This is a genomic window from Acinetobacter sp. YH01003 (assembly GCF_013420525.1).
Classification (GTDB): domain Bacteria; phylum Pseudomonadota; class Gammaproteobacteria; order Pseudomonadales; family Moraxellaceae; genus Acinetobacter; species Acinetobacter towneri.
Genome location: NZ_VOXY01000017.1, coordinates 1 through 26,908 on the forward strand (window position 1 = coordinate 1; position 26,908 = coordinate 26,908).

The 26,908-nt window shown below is 40.5% G+C and carries 30 protein-coding genes; 19 read left to right on the forward strand and 11 right to left on the reverse strand.

All coding sequences use genetic code 11. The features are described 5' to 3' along the window. The 5 genes from FTT70_RS11605 to ahpF form a co-directional block, all read left to right on the forward strand. Positions 1–122: zinc ribbon domain-containing protein (locus FTT70_RS11605; protein ID WP_180005585.1), on the forward strand; the 122-nt coding region annotated here is incomplete at its 5' end. 172 nt (positions 123–294) lie between these two features. Next, a complete protein-coding gene (locus FTT70_RS11610; protein ID WP_004972923.1) occupies positions 295–1,086 on the forward strand; it encodes a hypothetical protein in 792 nt (263 codons plus the stop codon). Positions 1,087–1,116: 30 nt separating this feature from the next. Then, positions 1,117–2,244 (forward strand): toxic anion resistance protein, encoded by a 1,128-nt coding sequence (locus FTT70_RS11615; protein ID WP_104852204.1) that lies wholly within the window; start codon positions 1,117–1,119, stop codon positions 2,242–2,244. Positions 2,245–2,300: 56 nt separating this feature from the next. After that, on the forward strand, positions 2,301–3,218 hold the full coding sequence (locus FTT70_RS11620; protein WP_131261786.1) for a hypothetical protein: 918 nt from the start codon (positions 2,301–2,303) through the stop codon (positions 3,216–3,218). A gap of 216 nt (positions 3,219–3,434) precedes the next feature. After that, positions 3,435–5,000 (forward strand): alkyl hydroperoxide reductase subunit F, encoded by a 1,566-nt coding sequence (ahpF, locus tag FTT70_RS11625; RefSeq protein WP_096901839.1) that lies wholly within the window; start codon positions 3,435–3,437, stop codon positions 4,998–5,000. 236 nt (positions 5,001–5,236) lie between these two features. Here ahpF and FTT70_RS11630 read toward each other — a convergent pair whose 3' ends face one another. From FTT70_RS11630 to arsC, 3 genes are all read right to left on the reverse strand, one after another. Continuing rightward, entirely contained in the window at positions 5,237–5,506 is a 270-nt protein-coding gene (locus FTT70_RS11630) for a YfhL family 4Fe-4S dicluster ferredoxin (protein WP_004972931.1), read from the reverse strand. 27 nt (positions 5,507–5,533) lie between these two features. Beyond that, positions 5,534–6,916, reverse strand: a complete 1,383-nt coding sequence (gene yegQ / locus FTT70_RS11635) for a tRNA 5-hydroxyuridine modification protein YegQ (RefSeq protein ID WP_136144203.1) — start codon at positions 6,914–6,916, stop codon at positions 5,534–5,536. Positions 6,917–7,231: 315 nt separating this feature from the next. Further along, positions 7,232–7,660 (reverse strand): arsenate reductase (glutaredoxin), encoded by a 429-nt coding sequence (gene arsC / locus FTT70_RS11640; protein ID WP_154320582.1) that lies wholly within the window; start codon positions 7,658–7,660, stop codon positions 7,232–7,234. Between the two features lie 98 nt (positions 7,661–7,758). Here arsC and FTT70_RS11645 point away from each other — a divergent pair, with 98 nt between their 5' ends. The 3 genes from FTT70_RS11645 to arsH all read left to right on the forward strand — a co-directional run bounded on the left by FTT70_RS11645 (position 7,759) and on the right by arsH (position 9,916). Further along, a complete protein-coding gene (locus FTT70_RS11645; protein WP_004972936.1) occupies positions 7,759–8,076 on the forward strand; it encodes a metalloregulator ArsR/SmtB family transcription factor in 318 nt (105 codons plus the stop codon). 4 nt (positions 8,077–8,080) lie between these two features. Next, complete coding sequence (arsB, locus tag FTT70_RS11650) at positions 8,081–9,139, forward strand: ACR3 family arsenite efflux transporter (protein ID WP_136144349.1); 1,059 nt, start codon at positions 8,081–8,083, stop codon at positions 9,137–9,139. A gap of 72 nt (positions 9,140–9,211) precedes the next feature. Beyond that, positions 9,212–9,916 (forward strand): arsenical resistance protein ArsH, encoded by a 705-nt coding sequence (arsH, locus tag FTT70_RS11655; protein WP_179988822.1) that lies wholly within the window; start codon positions 9,212–9,214, stop codon positions 9,914–9,916. A 49-nt stretch (positions 9,917–9,965) separates the two neighbouring features. Here arsH and cadR read toward each other — a convergent pair whose 3' ends face one another. Continuing rightward, on the reverse strand, positions 9,966–10,367 hold the full coding sequence (gene cadR, locus FTT70_RS11660) for a Cd(II)/Pb(II)-responsive transcriptional regulator (protein WP_004972941.1): 402 nt from the start codon (positions 10,365–10,367) through the stop codon (positions 9,966–9,968). Between the two features lie 75 nt (positions 10,368–10,442). On the opposite strand from cadR, the gene FTT70_RS11665 reads away from it, so the two are divergent. The 3 genes from FTT70_RS11665 to FTT70_RS11675 all read left to right on the forward strand — a co-directional run bounded on the left by FTT70_RS11665 (position 10,443) and on the right by FTT70_RS11675 (position 11,750). Continuing rightward, positions 10,443–11,063, forward strand: coding sequence for a cation transporter (locus tag FTT70_RS11665; protein ID WP_096901843.1), 621 nt, complete (start codon positions 10,443–10,445; stop codon positions 11,061–11,063). 226 nt (positions 11,064–11,289) lie between these two features. Next, on the forward strand, positions 11,290–11,544 hold the full coding sequence (locus FTT70_RS11670) for a hypothetical protein (RefSeq protein WP_179991052.1): 255 nt from the start codon (positions 11,290–11,292) through the stop codon (positions 11,542–11,544). A 20-nt stretch (positions 11,545–11,564) separates the two neighbouring features. Beyond that, positions 11,565–11,750, forward strand: coding sequence for a hypothetical protein (locus FTT70_RS11675; protein ID WP_004972947.1), 186 nt, complete (start codon positions 11,565–11,567; stop codon positions 11,748–11,750). Between the two features lie 59 nt (positions 11,751–11,809). On the opposite strand, the gene FTT70_RS11680 is transcribed toward FTT70_RS11675, so the two are convergent. After that, positions 11,810–12,589, reverse strand: a complete 780-nt coding sequence (locus FTT70_RS11680) for a ferredoxin--NADP reductase (RefSeq protein ID WP_004972950.1) — start codon at positions 12,587–12,589, stop codon at positions 11,810–11,812. A 102-nt stretch (positions 12,590–12,691) separates the two neighbouring features. On the opposite strand from FTT70_RS11680, the gene tsaA reads away from it, so the two are divergent. After that, a complete protein-coding gene (gene tsaA, locus FTT70_RS11685) occupies positions 12,692–13,447 on the forward strand; it encodes a tRNA (N6-threonylcarbamoyladenosine(37)-N6)-methyltransferase TrmO (protein WP_035310989.1) in 756 nt (251 codons plus the stop codon). On the opposite strand, the gene FTT70_RS11690 is transcribed toward tsaA, so the two are convergent. Further along, positions 13,444–14,646: a DUF4010 domain-containing protein gene (locus tag FTT70_RS11690; protein WP_179995177.1), complete on the reverse strand. Its 1,203-nt coding sequence runs from the start codon at positions 14,644–14,646 to the stop codon at positions 13,444–13,446. The genes tsaA and FTT70_RS11690 overlap by 4 nt on opposite strands. Before the next feature lie 248 nt (positions 14,647–14,894). On the opposite strand from FTT70_RS11690, the gene FTT70_RS11695 reads away from it, so the two are divergent. From FTT70_RS11695 to FTT70_RS11710, 4 genes are all read left to right on the forward strand, one after another. Next, positions 14,895–16,652 carry a GspE/PulE family protein gene (locus FTT70_RS11695; protein ID WP_004972956.1) on the forward strand — a complete coding sequence of 586 codons (1,758 nt, stop codon included), beginning with the start codon at positions 14,895–14,897 and terminating at the stop codon, positions 16,650–16,652. A gap of 111 nt (positions 16,653–16,763) precedes the next feature. Next, positions 16,764–17,120, forward strand: coding sequence for a NirD/YgiW/YdeI family stress tolerance protein (locus FTT70_RS11700; RefSeq protein ID WP_179988821.1), 357 nt, complete (start codon positions 16,764–16,766; stop codon positions 17,118–17,120). A 143-nt stretch (positions 17,121–17,263) separates the two neighbouring features. Continuing rightward, positions 17,264–17,926 carry a response regulator transcription factor gene (locus tag FTT70_RS11705; RefSeq protein ID WP_004972960.1) on the forward strand — a complete coding sequence of 221 codons (663 nt, stop codon included), beginning with the start codon at positions 17,264–17,266 and terminating at the stop codon, positions 17,924–17,926. Positions 17,927–17,943: 17 nt separating this feature from the next. After that, positions 17,944–19,293 (forward strand): HAMP domain-containing sensor histidine kinase, encoded by a 1,350-nt coding sequence (locus FTT70_RS11710; RefSeq protein WP_180168642.1) that lies wholly within the window; start codon positions 17,944–17,946, stop codon positions 19,291–19,293. 111 nt (positions 19,294–19,404) lie between these two features. Here the strand turns inward: FTT70_RS11710 and hemP are convergent, their stop codons facing one another. Further along, positions 19,405–19,575 (reverse strand): hemin uptake protein HemP, encoded by a 171-nt coding sequence (gene hemP, locus FTT70_RS11715; RefSeq protein ID WP_004972965.1) that lies wholly within the window; start codon positions 19,573–19,575, stop codon positions 19,405–19,407. 138 nt (positions 19,576–19,713) lie between these two features. Between hemP and FTT70_RS11720 the strand changes: the two genes are divergently transcribed. After that, the gene (locus tag FTT70_RS11720; RefSeq protein WP_096901851.1) at positions 19,714–20,613 is read left to right on the forward strand and encodes an NUDIX domain-containing protein; all 900 of its coding nucleotides are present in this window, start codon (positions 19,714–19,716) and stop codon (positions 20,611–20,613) included. A 78-nt stretch (positions 20,614–20,691) separates the two neighbouring features. On the opposite strand, the gene FTT70_RS11725 is transcribed toward FTT70_RS11720, so the two are convergent. The 3 genes from FTT70_RS11725 to FTT70_RS11735 all read right to left on the reverse strand — a co-directional run bounded on the left by FTT70_RS11725 (position 20,692) and on the right by FTT70_RS11735 (position 24,310). Continuing rightward, on the reverse strand, positions 20,692–21,210 hold the full coding sequence (locus FTT70_RS11725; RefSeq protein WP_096901888.1) for a hypothetical protein: 519 nt from the start codon (positions 21,208–21,210) through the stop codon (positions 20,692–20,694). Positions 21,211–21,282: 72 nt separating this feature from the next. Continuing rightward, positions 21,283–23,676, reverse strand: coding sequence for a penicillin-binding protein 1B (mrcB, locus tag FTT70_RS11730; RefSeq protein WP_180168643.1), 2,394 nt, complete (start codon positions 23,674–23,676; stop codon positions 21,283–21,285). A 103-nt stretch (positions 23,677–23,779) separates the two neighbouring features. Beyond that, positions 23,780–24,310, reverse strand: a complete 531-nt coding sequence (locus FTT70_RS11735; RefSeq protein ID WP_167846107.1) for a hypothetical protein — start codon at positions 24,308–24,310, stop codon at positions 23,780–23,782. Between the two features lie 289 nt (positions 24,311–24,599). Here FTT70_RS11735 and FTT70_RS11740 point away from each other — a divergent pair, with 289 nt between their 5' ends. Both FTT70_RS11740 and FTT70_RS11745 read left to right on the forward strand, forming a co-directional pair. Next, positions 24,600–25,517: an NAD(+) kinase gene (locus tag FTT70_RS11740; protein WP_207973958.1), complete on the forward strand. Its 918-nt coding sequence runs from the start codon at positions 24,600–24,602 to the stop codon at positions 25,515–25,517. Then, positions 25,517–25,786 carry a YeaC family protein gene (locus tag FTT70_RS11745; RefSeq protein WP_004972971.1) on the forward strand — a complete coding sequence of 90 codons (270 nt, stop codon included), beginning with the start codon at positions 25,517–25,519 and terminating at the stop codon, positions 25,784–25,786. The genes FTT70_RS11740 and FTT70_RS11745 overlap by 1 nt, the downstream gene beginning before the upstream one ends. Before the next feature lie 84 nt (positions 25,787–25,870). Here the strand turns inward: FTT70_RS11745 and FTT70_RS11750 are convergent, their stop codons facing one another. After that, positions 25,871–26,881: a glycosyl transferase family protein gene (locus FTT70_RS11750; protein WP_180168644.1), complete on the reverse strand. Its 1,011-nt coding sequence runs from the start codon at positions 26,879–26,881 to the stop codon at positions 25,871–25,873. Positions 26,882–26,908 lie beyond the last annotated feature (27 nt).

The following is a 26,908-nucleotide window of genomic DNA, read 5'->3' on the forward strand; positions in this document are numbered from 1 at the left end:
TTGGAATAAGAGAATGGGAGTGCATGAGCTGTGGTACAGCTCATGATCGAGATATAAACTCAGCTCTAAACATTCTTGCGCTTGGGCATAAGCGTCTAGCTGTAGGAATCACCCTCTTTTAAGGGGGTGAGGATGTCAAGCACTGGTGTTTTGAATCAGGCATCTTGTGACTGATGTTATGCGAATCTATAAAAAAGCATTTAAGCAGATCGAAATAAAAAATTGCAAAATATTACATGACCTTAGCCGAAAAACACGTACTATAAAATCATGTAAAGAGGGTTGTGATGGTCTATGGCTCAGTTTGAAGTGTTACTGCCTTTGCAAGAGATTACGGTGGATCGTGCAGAGCTTTTGGCGATTCAACGCAATGATTTAGTTCCGTTGTTGAATGATCAATATCGTCTAAATCATTATGCAGATCAGGTGATTCAAGCGCAGTCAGTTTTATTGGATGGGGTGGATCCACATTTAACTCAGCAATTGAGTGTGACCATTGAGCAGTTGATTCAGGCGCTTGGCAAATCTAAAAAAGTGTTAAAGCAACGTAAGTTTAATGCACTACAAAAGTGGCTAGGCATAGATTTGGAATATGGCGCGGGGCAAGTGCAATATTATAAAAACCTAGATCATTTATTAGGACAAGCAGATCGTTTAAGCCAAAAGCTGCAAATCGAAATTCAGAAATCACAATCACGTTTTCAGCAGTTGGTTGGTTTGCGTGAGCAAATGGCGAAATACATTCAAGCTGCCGATGAGTTTTTAGTGGAATATCCACGATTTGTGCGCAATCAGCATCCTTTGGATAATTTTAGCGAACGACTGGCCAAGAAAATTTATAGTTTAAAGACTTTGCAAAGTAGTAATGATATTGCGATTACTCAAATGCAACTTTCACAGCAACTCTCTTTTAGTTTGTTAGATCGCTTTAAAGAAGCGCAGCAGGTACTCATTCCTGCATGGCAATATCATGTCAAACAAAGTCAGCAAAGTGGCTCACACAGTCAGCTAGAAAAGCTGGATCAAAGTCGTGAGCATTTAATTAAGACATTAAGAAAATCCTTAGAAAAACCTGCGCAATCATAAGGCATGGTTTTGATTAGATAGAGGCGAAATATGACAACTTCTGAACAACGCAACGTCGCTGTGCAAGTGAGTGATGAACAGACTCAGCAACAATTTCAGCAACTCAATTTGCAGGAAATTGGCTTACAGCCTGATGACTTTCAGGAGGTGCTGGCTGCGCGTAAAGAATTAAGCGATCTTAGCCATCATTCGGTTGCAGAATATGGCAAAAATATCGCCACTAAAACGTCAAGTTATACCGATGAGCTTTTAGGTTTGGTGCAAAATAAGGATTTGGATGTCACAGGGCAAAAGCTGAATCAGGTGGTGCAGGTTGCACAGCAGTTAAATACCAACAGTATTTTAAATCCAAACAAAAGCAGTGGCTTTTTGGGTGGTTTATTCAATAAGTTAAAAGGCGCTAAACAAAGTTTTGATCAAAACTTTAACAGCACCAAAGCGCAAATTGATAGTCTGGTCACAGAAATTGAAAGCTCACAAAATGGTTTAAAAAACCGTGTAGATACACTGGATAAAATGTTTCATGGTGTGCAAGATGAATATAAACAATTGGGGATTTATATTGCAGCAGGTAAGTTAAAACAGCAGGAAATTCAGCAGCAAATTTCTGAATTTTCCGCGCAGCCGCAGGATCAGACCACGACTCAAAAAATTTATGATCTCAATCATCTTGCTAATAATTTAGAAAAGCGGGTGAGTGATTTGCAGGTGTTGCAACAATCTGCCATGCAAACTTTGCCGATGATTCGGATTATCCAGTCCAATAATTTAATGTTGGTCGATAAATTTTATGCGATTAAAAACATTACCTTACCTGCGTGGAAAAACCAGATTAGTTTGGCGATTTCTTTAAATGAGCAGAAAAACAGTGTGCAACTGGCCAACAGTATTGATGATGCCACCAATGAATTGCTGCGCCGTAATGCAGATTTATTGCATCAAAACTCGGTTGATACTGCCAAAGCCAATCAGCGTTCGGTGATTGATATTGAAACCCTTGAACACGTACAAAATACCCTCATTAAAACAGTGAACGATGTGATCCAGGTACAAAAAGAAGGCATGCAAAAACGTGCAGAAGCGACTACGCGTTTGCGAGCCTTACAGGAGAATCTGAATCAATTGGTGATTGGTTCAAGTCAACAGTCTGGTCAATAAATGCATTTTGACAATGACTTCATTTAATCTGAAATTTATCTGATAAGGAGTCGGATTTGCCCCCACTTGATGAATATGCCATTCAGCCACAGCAGCTAAAAACAGGTGTTGTGGCATTACAGCAGCGTCAAAAAAAGCTCAGTTTTTTGGCTGTGCTGTCTATGACGGTGGTGCTTATATCGGCAATTGGCTTTTTTATTCAGCAAGATGTGATTTATAGCTTCTTTGGTTTAAGCACTGAAGTTCAGCAATTACACATGCCTGCAAGTGTCGATGCGACTTTGGCAAATTTAGGGCAGCAACCTGATTATTTTTTCAGTTTGTTGAACTGGTTGGGTTGGTTGATTTTAAAACTGTCGGTGTCATTTATTGGTGCATTCGTTCTAGTTCATCTACTCAAGAAAATTCGTTTTTTTTATATTCGCTTTCAGTCCTTTGTCTTGAAATTTGTAGCTTGGTTGCTGAGTTTTATTTTACTTTGGTCGGCATTGAGTTATGTTCAGCATGACCGACAAGATGATACGCAGCAGGTATATGCCAAAATTGTGCATTATGAAAAGCACATTCAAGAAAGTGAATTGGCGCGTTATTTACAAAATGCAGAAATGGCAGCGCCTGTTAAAGCCTATTTGTTGGCGCAAACGGCATTGATGCATCATCCCGCAGATAAAGATGCAGCCATTCCGCAAGTGTTGACCTTGGTCAAAGCAGAGCAGCAAGATCCGCAATTTTTACATTATGGATTTAAACCTGAACAATTATGGACGATGCAGCAGCAAGTTTATGGCAAAGCTTTAACGCCTATGGCGCAAAGCGTACATAAGCAAGTGCAGCAAGCACAGCAATTAAATACGCTGGTTTATTATATGAATCTCGCGGTTATGGCGCTTATGTTAATACTGTCTGCGGTACTCTGGTTTTTATCGCGACATTTACAGCAGCGTATTCTGCGGATTCAACAACAACTTGAATAAAAAATGATTAGGCTCAATTGCTTAAGGCAGACATTCAGTTTTTATGTTAATGTCTAAATTGAATAGCTTTAGGTATTTTAAATGAAATAGTAAGCTTGAAACTCACTATCATTTAAAAAAACGATCATAAATATAAAAATAAACCGTTTCCCCTATGTAACTATTTTTCGTAAGATGACATCAACAAATAAATTTACTCCCTTGGAGACGTTAGCCATGTTAGACCAAAATACTTCTACACAACTTAAAACTTTATTAGAACGTCTTGAAAGCCCAATCGAGCTTGTCGCGACTTTAGATGGTTCTGATAAATCTGCCAAAATTAAAGAATTGGTTGAAGAAATTGCAGCACTTTCGCCACAAGTTACTGCACGTTTTGACGGTAACAACGCACGTGCACCAAGTTTTGGGATTGCAAAAGTAGGTGAGCAACCGCGCGTATTCTTCGCAGGTTTACCAATGGGGCACGAGTTCACTTCATTAATTTTGGCTTTATTGCAAACTTCTGGTTATGCACCAAAAGTATCGGATGAAGTATTAACGCAAATCAAAGAATTGAATCTTTCATCTCACTTTGATGTGTTTGTATCGTTGAGCTGCCACAACTGTCCAGATGTAGTACAAGCTTTGAACCTCATTGCGATTTACAACCCTGGCACAACAGCAACCATGATTGATGGTGCATTCTTCCAAGAAGAAGTTGAGCAGCGCAAAATTATGGCTGTGCCGATGGTATTCCAAGATGGCAACCACATTGGTCAAGGTCGTATGACTTTGGAAGAAATTGTAGCTAAATTAGATACAGATTCTGCGAGCAAAGATGCAGCGAAACTGAATGCCAAAGAGGCGTTTGATGTCTTGGTAATTGGTGGCGGCCCTGCAGGGAATACATCTGCAATCTATGCAGCACGTAAAGGTATTCGTACAGGTATTGTGGCTGAGCGGATGGGCGGTCAGGTGATGGATACCATGGATATTGAAAACTTCACTTCTATCCAAAAAACACAAGGTCCAAAGTTTGCGGCAGAAATGGAAGCGCATGTGCGTGAATACGATGTCGATATTATGAATCTACAAAAAGTATCTGCCATTAAAGGTGCTGATGAAACTGCCAATGGTTTGGTCGAAGTGACTTTGGAAAATGGCGCAACACTTGAATCGAAAACGGTGATCTTGTCTACAGGTGCACGTTGGAGAGAGATGAATGTACCTGGTGAAGCAGAATACCGTACCCGCGGCGTGGCATACTGCCCACACTGTGATGGCCCGTTGTTTAAAGGCAAACGTGTTGCAGTGATTGGTGGTGGTAACTCAGGTGTAGAAGCAGCGATTGACCTTGCAGGGATTGTAGAGCATGTGACTTTGGTAGAGTTTGATACTAAATTACGTGCAGACCAAGTCTTGCAAAACAAATTGAACAGCTTGCCAAATACTACTGTAATTACCAATGCATTATCGACTGAGGTGATTGGTGATGGCGCACAAGTGACTGCATTGAAATATAAAGACCGTGCGACAGATGTTGAGCATACTGTTGAACTTGCAGGAATTTTCGTACAAATTGGTTTATTACCAAATACGGACTTCTTAAAAGAGTCAAAAGTAGAGCTGACGAATCGTGGTGAGATTGTGATAAATGAGCGCAATGAAACCAATGTAAAAGGTGTATTTGCGGCAGGTGACTGTACAACTGTACCGTACAAGCAAATCATCATTGCAACAGGTGAAGGCGCGAAAGCATCACTTTCAGCATTTGATTACATCATCCGTTCAGGTCAATAAGTCTGAACGAATACATCTGAATACGCGGATTAACCATCCTTAAATTGTATTCGCTAAAAAGATAGCGCCTGAGTTCCCCAATACTCAGGCGCTATGTTCAGTAAAGTGCGTTATCGCACAGTATTAAAAGTTTATTTATTCTATTTTTGGTTTTAAGAACTGAGTCGGCTAACAACTCAGTTCTTTTTTTATTTTTAACATCCAGTTTGATTTACAGCAGTTAGATTCATTTCAGTCTAATTAGCCTTATTATTTTGTCCAAATAAATTCAACTGATTAAACTTTTCCTGTAGCTGCTCTTTGGTTTCGACATGCTCAGGATGCGGAATAATACATTCAATTGGGCAGACTGAAACGCAGGTTTGATAGTCATAAAACCCAACACATTCTGTGCAACGCGCCACATCAATTTCATACACCTTTTCACCCTCATAAATTGCTTCATTCGGGCATTCGGGTAAGCACATATCGCAATTGATGCATTGGTCGGTAATCAGGAGTGCCATCGCAATACTCGCTTAGTTTATTGCCACTTAGTTGGCTTGATAAGCCAACGATGAGGCAGAAATATCTGCAGTCGAATTTGGTAAGTTGCGAATCAGCAGGGCATAACGCATATCGACATCTGCAGGTATAGGGATTTCTACAATATGCCCTGAACCTTTGGCATCTTCAATCAGATTGCCTTTTTTATCTTTAATTTCAGTTAAAGTGAAATAGATATTGCCTTGTGGCGTCATCAATTCTAAAGAATCGCCCACTACAAAACGGTTTTTTACATCAATTTTAATGTAGTCACCATTGCGTTCTAAGACTTCACCACAAAATTGCTGATGATCAAAACTTGATGAACCTGTTTCGTAGTTTTGGTATTCGCTGTGCACATGACGACGCAAGAAACCTTCGGTATAACCACGGTTAGCTAGACCTTCTAATTGAGTCATTAATGCAGGGTCAAATGGTTTGCCTGCAAGCGCATCATCAATCGCTTTACGGTAAATTTGTGCAGTACGTGCGCAGTAGAAATAAGATTTGGTGCGACCTTCAATTTTTAGTGAATGGATGCCCATTTTAGTTAAACGGTCAACGTGCTGCACTGCGCGTAAATCTTTAGAATTCATAAAATAAGTGCCGTGTTCATCTTCTTCGGCAGCAAACATATCTTCGTCATTACGTTGTAATAACACAGGCTCGTTAAATTGATGCTGTGCCTGCATGTGTTGTTCATCTGCATCGGCAGTTTCAGAAAGATTTTTGACAGGAATTACGTCACCTGTTTCATCTTCTTTTGCATCGTGAATTTTATATTCCCAACGGCAGGCATTGGTACATGCGCCTTGGTTGGCATCACGTTTATTCATATAGCCTGAAAGCATGCAACGACCTGAATAGGCCATGCACAGCGCACCATGCACAAATACTTCAATTTCCATGCCAGGCACGTTGTTTTTAATTTCTTCAATTTCATCAATCGACAATTCACGCGAAAGAATGACACGGGTTAAACCCATATTTTGCCAGAATTTCACCGTTGCCCAGTTCACTGCATTGGCTTGTACCGATAAATGTACAGGCATATCGGGGAAGTTTTCACGCACCATCATAATCAGACCAGGGTCAGACATGATCAGTGCATCGGGTTGCATAGCAACCACTGGCTCTAGGTCACGAATAAAGTTTTTGAGTTTGCTGTTATGCGGCTGGATGTTCACCACCACATAAAACTTTTTGCCTAATTCATGCGCTTCTTGAATACCAATTGCCAAATTGTCATGATCAAATTCGTTATTACGCACGCGCAAACTATAACGCGGCTGACCTGCATAGACTGCATCTGCACCATAAGCAAAGGCATAGCGCATGTTTTTTAAAGAACCAGCAGGAGAGAGAAGTTCGGTGACGTGGGAAATGGTCATGATCAAAAAGCAATAGCAGAAATATGGCTTTATTGTATGAATCTAAATTTAGGATTCAACCTAGTAAATAGCTCGGGATTCAGAAGAAAACTCGTGCTGCTTGGGAAGGGAGATAAAAATTCAATCAGTGGTTTTGCAAGGTCGTTTTGATCTGAAATTAGAAAGCATGTTTTATCCATCACATGGAGAGCATCTGTTGTAAATGATCTTGATATAGAAAGTTCCTCATCCTGAGCCATACAGAATCTAAGAGAAGGGACTTTCATACCAATTTGACTCATTGCCTATAATCAATTTCTGATGGATAAAAGCGTGTTAACGTACTCGTTGCCCATGTTCATCAATGACCACCTCACCATCTTCTTTGCTGAAGCTTTTTAGTTGTGGTTGAGTGAGCAAGTCTAAGACCAGTTCAGAAGGGCGGCACAATTTCACACCTAACTCGGTCACGACAAATGGACGATTAATTAAAATCGGATGCTCGACCATCAATGCAATTAATTCCGCATCGCTGTGTGAACTACCTTCAAGTTGCAACTGTTCGTATGGTTCTACATTTTTGCGGATTGCATCGCGCACGCTTAAACCTGCTTGTTGAATCATGCTAGTAAGTTCAGCTTGTGTAGGTGGGGTTTTTAAATATTCAATAATTTCAGGTTCTTGTCCTGTATTACGAATTAATTCTAAAGTATTGCGTGACGTTCCACAGGCAGGGTTATGAAAAATTTTGATGCTGTTGCTCATGTGTAGTGACCCGTTTTAGTCCGATAAAAATTCAATATTGCATTTATATATGGATATGCGTATATTCGCAATAGTTAATATTGAAGTGCAGATAAAAAATGAATCAAACTGATTTTTTTAAATGTTTGTCAGACCCAACCCGACTGGACATTCTGAAATTGGTGATGGCTCAACACAATATTTGTGTATGCGAATTGACAGAACAATTGCAGTTAAATCAACCGAAAATATCACGTCATTTGGCGTTGTTACGGAATTTATCTATTTTGCTAGATCAACGTCAGGGGCAGTGGGTGTATTACCGTTTGAACCCAGATTTACCCGAATGGGCGTTTGCTGTTTTAAATATTATCGCGCAGCAAGATGTCAGCCCGATGACGCACATCAACCCTACAATTGCAACACATTGCGAGTAAGCACATGGCACAGTCCAAACTTTCTTTTTTAGATCGTAATCTGACCTTATGGATTTTTATTGCCATGGGGCTAGGTGTTGCGATTGGCGTGGTATTTCCTGCAGTATCGGCAAGCTTAGATCAAATGAGTGTGGGAACAGTCAATCTTCCCATTGCGATTGGTTTGATTTTGATGATGTATCCACCATTGGCAAAAGTCGATTACGCAGCTTTGCCAGAAGTGTTTAAAGACCGCCGAACCTTGTTGTTGTCTTTGGTACAAAACTGGTTGATTGCTCCGTGTTTGATGTTCGCTTTGGCGATTATTTTCTTGCAAAACTATCCTGAATATATGACAGGTTTGATTTTAATTGGTCTGGCACGCTGTATCGCGATGGTCTTGGTCTGGAACAACTTGGCTTGTGGTGATAACCAATACGTGGCTGCATTAGTTGCGTTTAACAGTATTTTTCAGATTATATTCTTTAGTACTTATGCATGGCTGTTTCTGAGTTTCTTGCCGCCGTATTTTGGCGTGGCAGGACAAGTGATTGATGTTGGTTTTTGGACAATCACCCAAGCTGTTTTAATCTATTTGGGTATTCCTTTTTTGATGGGCTTTTTAACACGCTTGATTTTAGTGAAAAGCAAAGGCTTAGATTGGTATCAAACGTCTTTTTTACCCAAAATTAGCCCATTTAGTCTGTTGGCATTGCTATTTACCATTGTGGCGATGTTCGCACTAAAAGGCGCAGAAGTACTGAGCTTGCCGATGGATGTTTTACGCATTTCCATTCCATTGATTATTTACTTCGCTGCCATGTTCTTTATTAGCTTCTTTATGAGCAAATGGATGGGCAATGATTATCCACGGACGACCGCCATTTCCTTTACCGCAGCAGGGAATAATTTTGAATTAGCACTTGCTGTTGCCATTGCAACGTTTGGCTTGGCTTCTCCCGTTGCATTTACCACGATTATTGGCCCTTTGGTTGAAGTGCCTGTGTTGATTGCTTTGGTGAGTGTGTCTTTATGGCTGCGTAAAAAGTTTTATCAAAATGAGTCGATTGTCAGTTCAAAGTAATTTTCTTCATTTTGAGGTTTAAGATAAAAACATGGGCATGCGTTGCCCATTTTAGTTTTAAGAGTATGCAGCATGGTATTACCCAATATTGATTTAGATTTATTGCCTACACCAAGTTTTGAACAGGTGCAGGCAAAGCCGTTGAACCATCCGCCACGTATTTTATTGATGTACGGTTCAAACCGTGAGCGTTCTTATAGTCGTTTGGCGGTACAGGAAGCGGGCAGAATTTTGGAGCACTTTGGCGCTGAGGTAAAAATTTTCCATCCCAAAGGTTTGCCTTTACCTGAAGATGGCGATACTTCACATCCCAAAGTTCAAGAGCTGCATGAATTGTTGGCGTGGGCAGAAGGTATGGTTTGGTGTAGCCCAGAACGTCATGGTTCAATGAGTTCGATTTTCAAAGCACAAATTGACTGGATTCCGCTTGCCGCGGGCGCAATTCGTGCCACACAAGGTAAAACGCTTGCTTTAGTGCAAGTGTGTGGCGGGTCGCAGTCATTTAACAGCGTCAATCAATTACGTATTTTAGGACGTTGGATGCGGATGATCACCATTCCCAATCAGTCTTCTATTCCTAAAGCCTTTTTAGAGTTTGAGGAAGATGGCCGCATGAAAGCGTCTAGCTATTACGACCGTATTGTCGATGTGATGGAAGAGTTATATAAATTTACTTTGCTGACTCGCGGGCAAGCAGCATATTTGGTAGATCGTTATTCTGAACGTGTGGAAACTGCCGAGCAGCTATCGAAGCGTGTTAATCAGAAGTGTTTATAATCCAATTTTAGATACGTAAATACTGCATTACAAAAGGCTTAGAGAGCGATTATTCGGCTTCAAGTCGCTTTAAAATCTGACAATCATCAATGGTTGTTTGCGTGGTGCAGGCTTGTCTAAGTTGCTGAAGTTGTAGCTGAAAATGCTGCAACTCGGCAATTTTATCTTCTACATGCCTTAAATGTTCATCAATCAATTCATTCACAGCGCAGCAGTTTTGTTTCGGCTGTTTTTCTAATTCAATTAAGGCTTCAATTTCTTTTAAGTTCATATCTAAAGCACGGCAACGCTTAATAAAAATCAAACGCTTGAGTGCCTCATCGTTGTAATAGCGATAATTATTTTCGGCACGAAAGCTTGGGGTGAGTAAGTGTTTCTTTTCATAAAAACGAATTGTATCTGTGCTGACTCCAACTTTTTTAGCTAATTCATGAATTAAATATTGTGCCATACTTGACCTTGGACTAAGTCTATAGTTTTAAATGAGCATAATCGAAACAGTTTCATTTTGAAAGAAGGTGTGTCTATGGCATGTACGTGTAGTCATGAACCTGCGCCAATCAAACCGAATAGTAAATTTAGAACCGCGTTATGGATTGCATTGGTGATCAATCTCAGCATGTTTTTTATCGAGTTGATAGGTGGTGCCTATGCCCATTCATCATCCCTATGGGCAGATTCACTGGATTTCTTTGGAGATGCTGTCAATTACGGGATTTCACTTGCGGTGTTAAGTGCAAGTTTGTATTGGCGTGCTACTGTGGCTTTGGTCAAAGGCATCACGATGGCCTTGTTTGGTGTGGTGGTGATGGGCAAGGTTATCTATGCCTATATACAGGGTATTCCACCTGAAGCCATAACCATGGGTATTATTGGGATCATCGCCTTATTAGCCAATGTGGTTACTGCATTGATTTTATATGCATTTCGAGATGGTGATTCGAATATGAAATCGGTGTGGTTATGTAGCCGTAATGATGCGATTGGTAATTTCGCAGTTATTTTGGCGGCAGTGGGTGTATTTGGTACGGGTAGTTTGATTCCAGATCTTGTGGTAGCCGTGATTATGGCGAGTTTGGGCTTAACAGCGGGATATCATGTGATTCAGCAAGCTTTGGCTGAACGAAGAATGAATGTACCAGAATAAAGAATAAACGTAAAAAGCACTCCATCTGATTTGAGTGATTTAGATGGAGTGCTTTTAATTTTTTGTAGTCGCAATAATTTTAAAATTTGAAGTAAAAATAACGATAAGTTATTCCAAATTGCTATTTACAAAAAATAATATATAACTAAAATTAAAAATAAATTGATGTATTTAAAAATAATTTACACGATGAATAATATTTAATTTTTTTTAAATTGAGGGTTAAATGAAACTAATTAAATTATTTTCTATAGCAAGCCTGATTGCTTTGGCTGGCTGTAGTTCTAAAGTAGTGACTTATGATACTGCAGGGCAAGTGATTGGTTCATGTGTCGCTACACAGGGCTTTCTTTTGGGGGCTAAAGCTGTGTGTTATGGTGGTGCCAACATACAAGGCATTAACTATTCTAAAGTAGATGAGCGCACGGGTTTATTGCCAACCATACCAAATAATTCGCAGATTTCACTGCAACAAGACTAATTTTTTAGAGGGGTAATACAATGAAAATTTCTAGTTTAATCGCATTAACAGCGGCTATTTTGATGACAGGTTGTGCTTCAAAAGTGACAACTTATGATTCGAGTGGTCGTATGATTGGTTCATGTCAGGCAGAGCGTGGGTTTGTAATTGGTGGTGGTGCACACTGTGAAGGACGTGCTAACCAAGAAGGTCGCAGTGTACGTTAATTGATGCTAATGACAAAAAACCGAGCTATTTAGCTCGGTTTTTTTAGATTCAACAGCTTTTATTTTTCAACGAAAGCACGTTCAATCACGTAATCGCCCAATTCACCCATACGTGGTGATTCTTTTAAACCATGTTGGTCAAGTAATGCTGCAACATCTTTTAAGAATGCAGGGCTACCACATAACATGGCACGGTCAGTTTCAGGGTTAAAACGTGGTAAACCAATTTTTTCAAAGATTTCACCCGATTCAATTGCCGTGGTCACACGTCCTTGGTTTGGATATTCTTCACGTGTAACGGTTGGGTAATATACCAGTTTTTCACGAATACCAAGTTCTTGGAAAAACTCGTGATTTGGTAATTCATTTAGAATTAAATCTTGATAAGCCAATTCAGAAATGAAACGTGTACCGTGAACCACAATCACTTTTTCAAAGCGTTCATAAGTTTCAGGGTCGCGGATGGTTGCCAAAAATGGAGCTAGACCTGTACCTGAAGAAAGTAAGTATAGGTTTTTACCAGGATTTAAATCATCCAGTACCAAAGTGCCTGTAGGTTTTTTAGAAACCAGCAATTCATCGCCCACTTTTACTTTTTGTAAAATAGACGTTAAAGGGCCATCAGGTACTTTAATTGAGAAGAATTCTAGCTCTTCTTCATAGTTAGCACTGGCAATCGAGTAAGCGCGCATTAAAGGCTTGCCATTTACTTCCAGACCAATCATCACAAATTGACCGTTTTTAAAACGTAGTGCGGTATCGCGAGTCGTTTTAAAACTGAATAAAGTGTCATTCCAGTGGTGTACGTGAGTAATCTTTTCGACGTTGAAAGCAGCCATTAAAGGTCTCAATAAATTATCAAATTAGAACAGCTTGCTATTCTAATCTAAAATCATTCTCTATAAACTGAATATATTTAATTGAGCTTATCAGAAAAAGTGATGAAGACTGATCTAAAAATGCCAATAATCGGATTTATGCACTCTCCCTACCGAGAAAAATTTGGTATTCCTCGTCAACCGAATCTGGTACAAGTCGAATCGTATATTGAAATGCAGGCGCCTTATAACGATGTGTTGGCATTTGAAGGGATCGAAGCGTTTAGTCACTTATGGTTAATCTGGCAATTTCACGACAATAAAAACCAAACCGATGCTCATCCAACCGTACAGAAACAGCAAAACCCCTGTTTTCGTGCACAAGTGCGTCCGCCACGTTTGGGTGGTAATCAAAAAATAGGTGTGTTTGCGACGCGCAGCATGTATCGACCTGCACCCATTGGTTTGTCTGTGGTGCAATTTAAACAGGTCAAAAAAGTGGGTAAGTCACTGCGAGTTTATGTGACAGGGGCAGATTTACTGCATGGCACGCCTATTTTGGATATTAAACCTTATATCCAATATTCAGATGCTGTGCCTGATGCACAAAGTGGTTATGCGCAAGATGAACCCATAAGAAAAACAGTGCTATGGATGGACACAGCAGAAGCGCAAAAAAATCAGTTACTCGGCTCAGGCGTATTGCAACCACAAATTGTGCAGGAATTGGAACAGGTCTTGTCTTTAGATCCACGACCTGCATATCAGGATGATGCTGAACGAATTTACACCATGAATTTTGCAGATTTTGATGTCAGTTTCCGTGTTGATCAGCACGCAGTACATATCCTAAAAATTGTTTTAATCGCTGTCGATTAAACCAGCATATATAAAATAGCCACCAACGCCAGCATGTGCAGAATTTGAGCAGGGGCGAAATACAGTGCAAAGCGCAAACCACCAATGAGCGCGGCATTGACGCATTTGGCAATCGCATGTGCCACCACACCTAAAATTAAGGCATACAAAAGTACCTGCTGGCTCGGTGGACCTTGCATCACCACGGTTGCAATTGCGGCATGAACCTCAAATAACGAGGCGAGCAGGGTACCAATGATTAAACCTGCATCCCCAAGGGTTTGTTCCAAGCCGTATACCATCGCTTGAATTGCGGTCAATGTCGCCACAATAATTGCGGCTTCTTTAAGGCTAAACATACGGGTATCGGTTTCTGGCTTTGCCGTTGCCGTACTTTTATGTTTTTTGAGCAACCAGACACCCGCTACAACCAAAATCGCGATTCCGACCAAACTTGGAATAATTAATAACTTAAACCAAATCAGATTGACACCCGCCACAATAATCAACATTTGCGCTAAAGTCGCCACGCAAGACATCAGCGCTGCACCTGCGTTGGCACGTGCTTCACCACGACCTGCGCGTACTTCCATGCCTAAACTAGCAATGGTTGCTGTGCTTGATACAAAACCTGAAGCAATCGCAGACAACATGAGGGCATTGCTGCTTGAGAGTAAGCGCTTAGCGATATGCGCTAAAGCCTGCACACTTAAAATTAAAATCAATAATTTTAAAATCACATAAGGATTAAGTACATTGCCCCATAGTGCGGTATTGGGTGTCAGCGGCAAGGCAATTAACACCAAAGCCAGTAAGAACAAGCCATCACGTAGTTCAGCTTCGGTAATCCACTGACTGACAATGCCATGCATGGTGTGCTTGGTCATGAGTAAACCTGTCAAAATAACCGATAAACCTGCTGCCAATGGAATATTCCATAAACACAATGCACCAATAAAATAGGTCATCACGAAGGCAAGTTCGGTGGTAGCGCCGGGGTCATCTTCCGTTTGATTTTTGAGGGAATATAAGCCAATTCCCCCAACAATCAACGCACCCACAATGGCAATGCTCGTGCCCAATAAGAAGCAAATGGCACCTAATAATGCGCAAATTCCAAAGGTACGTACGCCTGCAAAACGGTGATGTTGTCCATTTTTTTTACTGCGTTCACGCTCTAATCCAATCAGTAAGCCACAGCCAAGTGCTGCTGCAAACATGGTGAGCAGTTCGGGAAAATTGGTTGTAACCAAAGATGGAGGAGTCAGAAAATCCACAGCAACATTCCAAATACAAGGTGTTATTTTAAACATCATATATTTGAATTGTGTTTATCGCCATTTATGAATCTATTTTCACTCTAAAATTATGGCTTAATCGAACCATACAAGATTACTGTATTAAAGAAGTCATTCAGCCCTGAAAGCAAACTCTGCTATAGTAAACCCAGATTTTGGGGCATATAACAATGAATTTTAATTTTGAAATAGACAGTACTTGGTGCTTAGAACAATTAGTCAAAGATGGTAAAATTACCGAACGTGATCAGGCTTTGGTACAAACCACGCATCGTCAACGTGATCAATTAAAATGGCATCCGTTACAATGGATTGCCAACTTTAATTTGGTCGATCAAAGTCATCCCCAAACCACTTTAACTTTAAACCGTTTATGCCAATGGCTGGCTGATAAATCAGGCTTGCCATTCTATATTATTGATCCGTTAAAAGCCGATGTTGCTGCTTTAACAGCTGTGATGTCGCAGGAATTTGCACTGCGTAACCGTATTTTAGCGGTGGAAGTGACTGCAGATGCGGTGTTAATTGCGACAGATCAACCTTATAAAAAAGAATGGGTTGCCAACTTAGAACATAGTTTATTGCCCAAAAAAATTCAGCGAGTTTTACTCAGCCCAGATCAATTACAGCGTTATTTGATCGAATATTACCAAGTGAGTCGCGCAGTACACTCATCACAAAAATCTTCTGCACATGACCGTGAAAATAAAGGGGTCGAGGCTTTATTGCAATTGGGCGATACCCAAAACCCAGATGCCAATGATCAACATATTGTGAAGTTGGTGGATTGGGTGCTGCAATTTGCCTTTGAACAAGGCGCAAGTGATATTCACCTCGAACCACGTAAAGACACAGGCAAAGTACGTTTTCGTATTGATGGCGTGTTGCACACCATCTATAACATGCCTGCCAATACGCTTACCGCAGTCATCTCACGGATTAAAATTTTAGGGCGTATGAATGTAGCCGAAAAACGTAAACCGCAAGATGGACGTTTAAAAACCCGAACTCCAAAAGGACAAGAAACTGAACTGCGTTTATCGACCTTACCAACGGCGTTTGGCGAAAAACTGGTGATGCGTATTTTTGACCCAGAAGTATTGGTACGCAGTTTTCAGCAATTGGGTTTTGATAGTCGTTTGTTGAATGAATGGCATGCCCTGACTGCACATAGTCACGGCATTATTTTGGTTACAGGCCCTACAGGTTCGGGTAAAACCACCACGCTGTATTCATCGCTAAAGCAATTGGCTACCGATGAAGTCAATGTCTGCACCATTGAAGACCCGATTGAAATGTTAGAACCGAGTTTTAACCAAATGCAGGTGAATACTGCAATTGATTTAGGTTTTGCCGATGGTGTGCGTGCCTTAATGCGTCAAGACCCTGACATTATTATGGTCGGAGAAATTCGAGATCAGGATACCGCAAATATGGCGATTCAAGCGGCACTGACGGGGCATTTAGTTTTATCGACACTGCATACTAATGATGCGCCGTCAAGTTTGACTCGTTTGCATGATTTGGGCGTGCAGCCATTTTTGACTGCTGCCACAATTTTAGGCGTTTTGGCACAGCGTTTGGTGCGTAAGCTATGTCCGCATTGTAAGCAGGAAGGCTCAATAAATGAAAAAGACTGGGAACATTTGACCTTTGACTACATTATGGAAATGCCTGCACAAGTGTTTAAACCTGTCGGATGCGATGAATGTCGTCAAACGGGCTATAAAGGTCGGGTCGGAATTTATGAGTTTATGCCTTTAAGTTTAGACACCAAACAGCTCATCAGTGCCAATGCCAATTTAAATGAATTACGTCAGCAAGCTAAAAAAGAGGGCATTGAACCGTTGCGTATTGCAGGCGCACGCAAAGTTTTAGAAGGCATGACCACTTTAGAGGAAGTGTTGCGAGTCGTGCCATTAAATTAGCAGATTCAAACTTTTTACGATGAATTTTAAAAAATGGAAATCTTAAGATTCAGCTCATCTTGCTTTGTTTTAATCACCATAACGAAATGAGCAACACAAAAAGGTGAAGCAATGAAATTTACAATGAAAGCAATGTTGATGGCAGGTTTAATGGCAATGGCTTCAATCACCATGGCAAACGACAGCATTAACACCCAAGCACTACATCAAAATGTAACTGTAAAACAAGCTTTAAGCCTGAAAGATGACAGCAAAGTGCAGTTAAAAGGTTATGTGGTGAAATCTATTGGTGATGAAAAATATCAGTTCCGTGATAACACAGGCACTATTACGGTCGATATTGATGATGACTTATGGAATGGCAAAGCAGTTTCTGCCAAAACGCCTGTTACCTTAATTGGTGAAGTGGATATTGATCACAAGCCTACAAAACGTATTGAAATAGATGTGGATCAAGTTCGTTTCTAAATCTACGCTGTGTAAAACAGCATTAGTTGCTACACAAAACTGATTTCACTCAAAAACCACATACGCTGTAAGGTGTATGTGGTTTTATCATGTAAAGTATTTTGAAATCATAAAATTTTGAAGCATAAATAACAGAGGAAGATATGCGCTTACTCTTGGCTGAAGACGATGTATCGCAAGCAGAAAGTATAAAAACTTGGCTGGAAATGGATGGTTATAATGTCGATTGGGTTGAACGTGGTGATCATGCCATTTTAGCGATTCAGCAGCATCATTATGATTGTGTGTTGTTAGACCGTGGGTTGCCTAAAAATAGCGGTGATGAAATTCTGCACGCTTTACGACAGCAGCAACAGGACACACCTGTTATTTTTATTACTGCGCGCGATAGTATTCAAGATCGGGTACAGGGACTTGATTTAGGTGCCAATGATTATTTGGTCAAACCGTTTAGCCTTGAAGAACTATCGGCGCGGGTACGCAGTCAGTTACGCAGTGCGCAAAGTCATCCGACACAGCAGCTTGAATTTGCCAACTTGGTTTTAGATACGCAAAGCAAACAAGTGAAAGTGGATGATCAACAGGTCAATTTAACGGCCAAGGAATTCCAGATTTTACATAAACTGATGCAAAACCCGCAGCATGTGGTGACTCGTGAACAGCTCGAAGAGTCTTTATATGCATGGGGCGATGAAATTGAAAGTAATGCGATTGAAGTATTTATTTATCAATTACGCAAAAAAATTGGCAGTAGCCGCATTAAAACCATCCGAGGTTTAGGCTATCGTATGCAGCAAGATAACTAATTCAGTTTGATCTCCGCATGTCTAAACAGGTCATTTCTTTACAGTCCAAACTGGTTAAAAGCTCCGTTTTAAGTTCGGTCTTGGCGGGTGGACTCGCCCTGATTTTATTATTGGCGGTTGCCAGTTATCAGACCATGCGCGTGCATGATGACATTATGGATGAAATAGCCGATATGTTGCTGCGAGCAGACTTGCGTGACCATGCAGGCAATCAGGTCGATGAGTTGAGTGAGCAATTTCATATTGCCTATCAATTGGGATTAGATGATCTGATTTTGACTACCTCTGAAGATGAACATGACATTTCTCAGCTTCACTTGTCTCAGCTTGCCGTGGTATCTGAGCATGGTTTTTCATTTCACTGGCAAGATGGACAAATTTGGCGCAGCTATGTGGCAGAGGAAGATGGCTTGCATGTGATTGTCGCGCAGCCGCTTAAATATCGCTTCAAGGAAATTGCTGCAACCAGTTTAGGTTATGCCGCTATTTTATTGCTGTTGTGGTTGCTGCAATGGGCCATTGTGCATTTTATGATTGGTCGTCAATTTAAGCGGATTCAGCAACTCTCCCAACAAATTGCAGAAAAAAATCAACATGATTTGACGCCAATTATCCCCACACAACCTGAATTGAAAGAACTGCAACCCATGCTGCAGCAATTGAATAAATTGTTGGGGCGAGTAGAGCAGTCTTTAATTGCAGAACAGCGATTTACAGCAGATGCTTCGCATGAATTACGCTCTCCTTTATCTGCCATTCAATTGCGTTTGCAGGTGCTAAAACGTAAATACCAACAACAACCTGAGTTGGCACAAGATTTAGAGCAAATTCAGCGTGATGTCAGTCGTGGTACACAAGTATTGGAAAATTTGCTGTTATTGGCACGTTTAGACCCGACAGATGCGGCATCGTTAAATAAAAGTGCGGTATCTATAGCAGACTTGGTGCAGGAAGTTTTACAAAGTCTGACGCCGTTTATTCAGGAAAAAGCCATTCAGATTCAGTCAGATATTCAACCGATACAAGTGCAAGGCAATCCTGAATTGCTATTTAGCTGCCTGCGCAACTTGATTGACAACGCAGTGCGTTATGCAGCACCTCAAGGACGTATTTGGATTGAAGCGAAACCGCATGAATTGATGCAGGAAATTTGCATCGCCGACAATGGTCATGCAGTGACTGATGACGTTTTGGCACGTTTGGGCGAACGCTTTTACCGTGCTTTAGGCAGTAAAACTCAAGGTTCTGGTTTAGGACTGTCGATTTGTAAGAAAATTATAGAGTTGCATGCAGGAAAAATTGAATTTTCACGTGTTGAACAAGGTGGTTTAAAAGTGCGTATTTTGTTGCCTAAAGCCCAGTTGTAAATATGATTGGTTTTAGGAAGCAAGTTAAAATTAAACAAGTCAGAACTTAAAAGCAGTATGCGCTGATTCATACTGCTGTTTCCACGTTTATTATTGTGTTGATTATTTTAATTATTTTGTGAGAATAAGACGATTGTTACGGGTTAAGCGTAAACGATATTCTTCGCCTGCATGCAAAATACGAATTTCGCGTCCTAGCGCGAACAAGTTATTTGAATGTAACATAGGTAGGGCATGCTGAGTGTCTGAATGACGTGAAAATAAGTTAAATGGGGCGTTCATTTTGAGTTACTCCGTGGTGTGTAAGAATTGTTTTAAATGATAATCATTATCATGTAAACCTGTCAACGGATTATTTTTAATTTTATAAAAGTCTACAATTTGCAGTAAAACGTACATTGCAAAAAAGGAATCGGGTTCATGTCCAAGCCAAATATTCATGTGGCAATTGCGCTGTTATTTCATCAAAACAAAGTGTTGGTGGGTTGGCGCGAAGCCAAACAACATCAGGGCAATAAACACGAATTTCCAGGTGGGAAAGTGGAAGCAGGCGAAACTCCTGTAGATGCTTGCCGCCGTGAAGTGTTTGAAGAAGTTGGTGTTGGCATACAGCATTGGCATGCTTTTGATATTATTTGCCATGAATATGATGATGTGATTGTCAATCTGCATATTTTTCAGGCTGCTGTACCCGCAGCTTTATTAAAAGATATTCAAGTGCCTTGGACATGGTTTAGCCGTCCGCAACTTTTAGAGCTGAATTTTCCACAAGCCAATCGTGCAATTGTGCAACGACTAGTGTGGCAACAGGCAATTAAAGTCAGTGAAGATTTAAAACATTTAGCAAATTTGCCTAAGCAAAAACTGCTGTATTGGCGGGTTGAACCCAATGCTGCATGCAAGGTCGAATTGTCAGAATATTGCATTGAGCAACTGGGGCAAGTGATTGTCAATTTGGAATTGTGGAAGCAATTAAATACGATTCAGCAACACGCCATTGCAGCAATTCATTTAAAACAATCGCAACTGATGCAATTACAAAAGGGCGATTTAAAAGTTGGGCAGCGTTATATTGCAGCGTGTCATGATATTGTTTCGGCACAACATGCACAGCAAATTGGTTGTGAAGCAATTTTACTCAGTCCTGTTTTAGTAACCACCACGCATCATGATGCCACACCTTTAGGATGGGAAAAATTCCAGCAGATCGCTGAATTTGTCGATATTCCTGTTTTTGCTTTGGGTGGCTTAACTCAAGATGATTTAACTACCGCAGAGCAGCATCATGCCTATGGCATTGCAGGTGTACGTTTTATTTGATTTTTTCTAGTTTGCGCAAATAAAAAAATCGCTGATGTAATCACACTCAGCGATTTTTAGTTTATTAAATTATCGTCCTTACAAATCTTTCAAAGCTTGTTGGGCTTGCGCAAGGCTTTTGGCATTATTTTGTTGCTGTGCTGCTTTTTGAATGACTAGCCATAATTGACGTTTCATAGCATCGCTTTGTGCATAGCTTAAACCACGACGTGCCAAGGCTTCTGCATTAGCGGGTTGCTTCTTTTGGTTGGCAATTAAAGCCAAATATAAATAGGTTTCAGCCGCTTGCGGGGCAAGTCGCTGCGCTTGCAAAGCTGCTGTTTCGGCCTGATTGAATTGACCTTGTTTATAAGCGGTCTGGGTTTGCTGCATCAACTTTTGAAAAGCAGGCAAACTACGACCATCCTCTAATTTTTGTTGCACGGTTTGTTGTGGCACCACCACTTGCAACGATTGACGCTTAATTTCTTCACGTTCATAAGGACGAATCACCACACCTTCTGGTGTCGTCACAGTTTTAGGTTTTTCAGGCACAGGCTGAGGAGCAGGCGGTTCAGGTAAACTCTGGCAAGCTACAATCGTTGCCATCGCACCCATAGCGAATGTGGTGAAAAAAACTTGTCTTAAACGTGATAATTTCATAAGCGTAACTGACCGATATCCTCAAGTTTAATTGATATAACTGCCACTTGAGATGACACGACCATCGGCATTGTCATCTGTTACGGGTTCAGTTTCACGGATATAATTTTCGATACTGTCACTGGTTTCAGGAGCTGTTTGCTGAGTTTCAGTATCGGGTTGGTAAACGGGTTCAACTTGATAGTGTGAAAAACCACATGCGGTTGCCTGACGCGGTACATTATTACGATTCACTGGAATATACATCGCACCTTCACAGCCTTGTGCAGATAAATGCCCAGAACTGCGGTCAATCCAATGCCATTGAACTTGTTCGGTCTGACGTAAGTTGACAGGTTTTTGACGCAATTGCTGCATCACATTACTCCAGACAGGCAAAGCACCAGACGAGCCTGTTAAGCCTGTGACTTTGTTATCATCCAAACCAAGCCATACAACGGCTAAATAATTGCCTGAATAGCCCGCAAACCATGAGTCACGGGTATCATTGGTTGTGCCTGATTTACCCGCCAATTTTAAATCTGTCGATAAGCTATTATATGCCGCACGACCTGTACCAGAACTCATGACTTGCTGTAAACCATAATTCAAAATATAGGCGGCAGAAGGATCAATGGTTTGTTGCACAGTTAAACCATAACGATCCAGTAAACGTCCATTGGCATCGACTACGGTGCGAATCGCTTTGGTCGGATATTTAAAACCACCTGTGGCAAAGTTACCGTAAATGTCCATCACTTGCATTGGTGATAAATCTACCGCACCCAAGAAAATAGATGGATATTGCGGAACCGCATCACTTGGTACACCAAATTTAATGAGGTGATTACGGAAGGTAGATAATCCAAACTCCTGTCCCAAACGAACTGCAGATAGGTTATAAGACTGAGATAGGGCTTGTGACATAGACACAATCCCATGATCGCTGCCGCTATAATTACGTGGTGTCCAAGATTTACCATCAATTGGGATGCTGATTTGGCTGTCTTCTACAGGACTTGCCCAGTTATATCGACCAGACTCAATCGCACTTAAATAAATAATTGGTTTGAGCAGTGAGCCAACTTGACGTTTGGCATCCAAGGCACGGTTAAAACCCGTAAAATCTTGCGTAGAACCTACCGCTGCCACTAACTCGCCATTTTCAGGATGAGAAATTAGCACCGCGCCTTGTAATTCTTTTAAACGCTTTGGATTGGCTTTGCTTAAACGCTCAACCGATGCTTTAAAAGCATTTTGTACGTTGGTTTGTGCAATCGGATCAAGCGTTGTGAAGATACGCAAACCCTGATTGGTCAAATCTCCTTCTTGATATTCAGTACGTAATTGACGGCGGACAATATCTAAAAAGTCAGGGAAACGGGCAGGGCCAATGGTCGGTTTTGTAATGACATTTAAGGGACGCGCAGTTTCTTTTTCATATTGTTCTTGGTTTAAATAACCCATCACCAACATATTGTTTAGTACAATGTCACGACGTTTTTTGGCAGCTTCAGGGTTGCGCCAAGGATTATATAATGATGGACCTTGTACCAAACCGACCAAAAAGGCTTGTTGTGAAATGTTTAGCTCACGCAACGGCATACCAAAATAAAACTGTGAAGCTAGACCATAACCATTAATAGAATAGTTACCGTTTTGACCTAAATTCACCTCATTTAAATAGGCTTCTAAGATTTCATCTTTGCTGTAATGTAGTTCAATCAGCATGGCCATGAGTGCTTCATTGGCCTTACGTTTTAAGGTGCGTTCTGGGCTTAAATAAAAGTTTTTCACCAATTGCTGCGTAAGGGTAGAACCACCCTGACGTTTGCCACCCGTGACGTTGCTGACAATAGCACGTGCAGTACCACGAATTGAAACGCCGTGGTGTTGATAGAAATTACGATCTTCGGTGGCAATAAGAGCTTCAATGAGTGGTTTAGGCACTTTATTCAGTTTAATCAGCACTCGATCTTCATTGTGCTGCGGATAGATTCCGCCAATCAACATCGGTTCTAAACGTGCAATGCCTGTATTAGAAGGCTTGGTGGCACTCACCTCACTAATTTGATTATTGGCAAAGCTGACTTTTAAAACCTGTTCAGGTTCAACACTATCGCCAAAGTCAAAACCACGGGTATGCACAAATAAAGTATTACCATCGCTGACATAACTGCCTGATTTAGCGTAATTATCTGTATTTTTATAGCCAAGCAGTTTTAGTTCTTGAGTAAAGTCGGTCTGGCTGACAGGTGCATTGTTATACACTTCTAATGGGCGTGCAAAAACCTTGGCTGGAATATCCCAGCGCTGTCCTTCAAATTTGTCTCTGACAATATTATCCAGACGAATCAAGTAGATACTAAATGCAATAAATCCACCAATAACGATGATGCAAAATAGTAATGCAATTATGCCTATGCCACGCTCAGACTTCATAAATCGCGATAAGATCCTGATAAATTTTGCTAATCATGCGAAGCTTTTACTGAATTTGCAATAATTAATCTGTGACTGAAGGGAAAAATTATGCTCAATTTAATTAAATAGTATTAGCTTGTTGTAAACCTTCGCAGTGATTAAGGTTGGTGCTTAAGTCCAAGATACGATTCATGTGTAGGTCAAAAAATTTATAAGTAAAACTAAAACCTGCATTTAAATAGGGTTGCAAATATTCATCATTACAATTGGTTTCAGTAATCAAGCGAATATATTCTGCGGTAAAATCAGATTTTGTTAGCGGGGTAATAATGGTATAGGCAACATCTTTATCTATGAGAATTACATCTATAAAGGTTGATTTATCTTCATTTTGCAAAGGGAAGGACAGTTTTGTATCTTCTATATCTACTTTAAGTTGTTCCAAAAGATTTTTGTCTGACTGATTTGGTAGGGTGTTTTGAGAAAGACTAACCTTGTTTTCAATAGGCTGAACAAAACTTACGGGTTTATTAGTGTTAAATTCTTGCGCTTTTTCTTGATAGAAATTTAAGTAATCATGTTTAGCCAAAAACATAAGTCCAGCAAAAAATATTCCTGCTCCGTAAATGGCTAAATATTTATTAAGATTCATAAAAATGACCGATATATTCTTTAGAATTTAAGAGTAAAAAAAGATGTGGTTAGAAGTGTGTAGCATACAGATTTTTTATTGTTTTAGCTTGTTAGAAATTTTAAATATATTTGATTTTTCTCGTTTTATAGTTATCTTATTTTGCGAAAAATTTGTGTATGAAAAAGTTTGATAATATAACGATAAATGATGAGAAATAGTGTACTAAAAAATTAGAATTTTGAATCACTAAAGTTTTTTTAAATCAACTAGGTTAGTGCTATGATAGGCGTCGAATCGTAGCGGAGCGATATCGCAGGTGCAAATTTCACATAAGAACTTTCGGAACATTGGACTGATTGGCCGTCCAGACAAATATTCTGTCGTAGAAACATTATGTCTGATTCACGACCATATTTTAGGATTGGGTTTGCATCCCGTTTTTGATTCTGACACTGCTCAACTTGTACCTTATAACAATACCCAAACAGTTAGCCGTGCTTTATTAGGCGAAGTGGTCGATTTGGTGATTGTGGTGGGTGGTGATGGTTCATTGCTGCATGCAGCACGCGCTTTGGTCAAATACAATACCCCTGTGATTGGTGTGAACCGTGGGCGTTTAGGCTTTTTAACCGATATTAAACCGACAGAAGTAATCTTTAAACTCGATCAGGTTTTGCAAGGACATTTTCAGTCAGACCGTCGTTTTTTATTGGAAATGGAAGTGCGCTCTAAAGGTGAAATCATTTATGAAGCGATTGCCTTAAATGATGTGGTGTTACATTCGGGTAAGTCGGTTCACATGATTGACTTTGAACTGAATATTGATGGGCAATATGTCTATCGTCAGCACAGTGATGGTTTAATCGTTTCGACCCCAACAGGTTCAACGGCTTATGCTTTGTCGGGTGGTGGCCCAATTGTACATCCGAGCATGGATGCAATTGCATTGGTGCCTATGCATCCACATACCTTGTCTTCACGCCCAATTGTGGTGGGTGGACACAGCGAAATTAAAATCAATATTCGTGAAAACCGTGTGTTGCCGATGGTTAGTGCTGACGGTCAACATAGTGTTTCATTAAATGTCGGAGATAGTTTGCATATACGCAAACATCCTTATAAATTAAATTTATTACATCCACCAGGTTATGACTTCTATATGGCTTGTCGTACTAAGTTAGGGTGGAATCAAGATTTTGAATCAATGCAACAGCAGGATGAATGATGAATATTGAACAAATGCTTGCCGTACTCGATCCTGAAATTGTTGGACGTTTAAAAACGGCAATTGAAATTGGCAAGTGGCCTAATGGTGTTGCGCTGACCCAAGAGCAACGTCAAATTTGTATGCAAGCAGTGTATGCGTGGGAAATGAAAAACCTGCCTGAAACTGAGCGTAGTGGCTATATTGACCGTGGCACTAAAGAAGAAGGCGAGCAGTGTGATGACGATCATCACAAGCATGAAGAATTTAAACCGATTCGTTTTGTTTAAATGATGCAAAACTGCTTTCATGAAAATTGAAAGATGAAAAAGACACCTGAGATGGGTGTCTTTTTTTGTATCTTCAATGACGTTTTAGTTGTGACGATTTTGCCAAAGCTGCTGTGCATTTTGCATTGCTGCCGCATAATCATCACAAACATCCATGGTATATAAAGCAATACCCATGGTTTCAGTAATGGCGACTTCACCATACTCATGAGTTTGCTGACCTAGCCAGACGGCTTTAAATACTGCCAAATCCAATTCTTCTTCTACAGGGCTACGGTTATCGGTCAGTTTAGGCAGTTCGTGTTCATATAAAGCGCCATTTTTGATGCCACAAATTAATGTCTTGGCATCAGGGTTGCGCTCAAATTCACCGCCTTCGCCTTTAATTACTGCACTGTTTTGATAACCCAACTGAAATGCGGCTTGTTGATGCGAGCTGCGATAAGCGGGGTGGAAGATCGCCTGCATGGTGGCTTTGGCATTAAATGGATTGATTAAACGGGCAAGGGTATGAATGGGTGAGCGTAAACCCATCACATTGCGTAAATTAATCAACTCACTCAAAATCGGTGAAATAACATCTAAAGGTAAATAAGCAAAATTACGCTGCGCTAATTGTTGCTCAACGTCTAGGTCATTTTGGCAAATTGGATAATCTAAATATTGCAGTGCTTGTTCGGTATATAAACGGTTGATGGTATGCCCAGAAGCACCATGCATCACCACTTTATAGCCATGTTTTGCTAAAGTCAGCGCTGCCAATAAAAACCACGGATAATGTCTGCGTTTACCTGCATAAGATGACCAGTCTAAATCGACCTGAAGCGGTTTAAATTGCAGTTGATCACGGGTGGCTTGCACAAAACCTGCCAACTCCTCTACAGATTCTTCCTTCACACGCAGCAGCATTAAAAAAGCGCCTAATTGAACGTCCAAGACTTCATTGCGCAAAATCATAGAAAAAGCTTGATAGGCTTCATCATAGGTCAGTGAACGTGCGCCTGTTTTGCCTTTGCCAATAATTCGAATAAATTGTGCAAATGGATGTTCTGCATCTTTATAAATATTTCTTTTATTGGGGTTTGTATTTGGCATAAGCGAGTTCACACGACATCAATTTAA

Coding starts and splice junctions, on each gene's coding strand:
- FTT70_RS11735 (WP_167846107.1), bottom strand. CDS start 24,310: ATGAATCTTAATAAATATTTAGCCATTTACGGAGCAGGAATATTTTTT.
- FTT70_RS11750 (WP_180168644.1), bottom strand. CDS start 26,881: ATGCCAAATACAAACCCCAATAAAAGAAATATTTATAAAGATGCAGAA.
- arsH (WP_179988822.1), top strand. CDS start 9,212: ATGGTATTACCCAATATTGATTTAGATTTATTGCCTACACCAAGTTTT.
- FTT70_RS11695 (WP_004972956.1), top strand. CDS start 14,895: ATGAATTTTAATTTTGAAATAGACAGTACTTGGTGCTTAGAACAATTA.
- FTT70_RS11615 (WP_104852204.1), top strand. CDS start 1,117: ATGACAACTTCTGAACAACGCAACGTCGCTGTGCAAGTGAGTGATGAA.
- FTT70_RS11670 (WP_179991052.1), top strand. CDS start 11,290: ATGAAACTAATTAAATTATTTTCTATAGCAAGCCTGATTGCTTTGGCT.
- FTT70_RS11645 (WP_004972936.1), top strand. CDS start 7,759: ATGAATCAAACTGATTTTTTTAAATGTTTGTCAGACCCAACCCGACTG.
- cadR (WP_004972941.1), bottom strand. CDS start 10,367: ATGGCACAATATTTAATTCATGAATTAGCTAAAAAAGTTGGAGTCAGC.
- FTT70_RS11630 (WP_004972931.1), bottom strand. CDS start 5,506: ATGGCACTCCTGATTACCGACCAATGCATCAATTGCGATATGTGCTTA.
- hemP (WP_004972965.1), bottom strand. CDS start 19,575: ATGAACGCCCCATTTAACTTATTTTCACGTCATTCAGACACTCAGCAT.
- arsC (WP_154320582.1), bottom strand. CDS start 7,660: ATGAGCAACAGCATCAAAATTTTTCATAACCCTGCCTGTGGAACGTCA.
- FTT70_RS11745 (WP_004972971.1), top strand. CDS start 25,517: ATGAATATTGAACAAATGCTTGCCGTACTCGATCCTGAAATTGTTGGA.
- yegQ (WP_136144203.1), bottom strand. CDS start 6,916: ATGACCATTTCCCACGTCACCGAACTTCTCTCTCCTGCTGGTTCTTTA.
- FTT70_RS11710 (WP_180168642.1), top strand. CDS start 17,944: ATGTCTAAACAGGTCATTTCTTTACAGTCCAAACTGGTTAAAAGCTCC.
- FTT70_RS11610 (WP_004972923.1), top strand. CDS start 295: ATGGCTCAGTTTGAAGTGTTACTGCCTTTGCAAGAGATTACGGTGGAT.
- FTT70_RS11665 (WP_096901843.1), top strand. CDS start 10,443: ATGGCATGTACGTGTAGTCATGAACCTGCGCCAATCAAACCGAATAGT.
- ahpF (WP_096901839.1), top strand. CDS start 3,435: ATGTTAGACCAAAATACTTCTACACAACTTAAAACTTTATTAGAACGT.
- FTT70_RS11675 (WP_004972947.1), top strand. CDS start 11,565: ATGAAAATTTCTAGTTTAATCGCATTAACAGCGGCTATTTTGATGACA.
- FTT70_RS11700 (WP_179988821.1), top strand. CDS start 16,764: ATGAAATTTACAATGAAAGCAATGTTGATGGCAGGTTTAATGGCAATG.
- arsB (WP_136144349.1), top strand. CDS start 8,081: ATGGCACAGTCCAAACTTTCTTTTTTAGATCGTAATCTGACCTTATGG.
- mrcB (WP_180168643.1), bottom strand. CDS start 23,676: ATGAAGTCTGAGCGTGGCATAGGCATAATTGCATTACTATTTTGCATC.
- tsaA (WP_035310989.1), top strand. CDS start 12,692: ATGAAGACTGATCTAAAAATGCCAATAATCGGATTTATGCACTCTCCC.
- FTT70_RS11720 (WP_096901851.1), top strand. CDS start 19,714: ATGTCCAAGCCAAATATTCATGTGGCAATTGCGCTGTTATTTCATCAA.
- FTT70_RS11680 (WP_004972950.1), bottom strand. CDS start 12,589: ATGGCTGCTTTCAACGTCGAAAAGATTACTCACGTACACCACTGGAAT.
- FTT70_RS11705 (WP_004972960.1), top strand. CDS start 17,264: ATGCGCTTACTCTTGGCTGAAGACGATGTATCGCAAGCAGAAAGTATA.
- FTT70_RS11690 (WP_179995177.1), bottom strand. CDS start 14,646: ATGTTTGCAGCAGCACTTGGCTGTGGCTTACTGATTGGATTAGAGCGT.
- FTT70_RS11725 (WP_096901888.1), bottom strand. CDS start 21,210: ATGGGTGCGATGGCAACGATTGTAGCTTGCCAGAGTTTACCTGAACCG.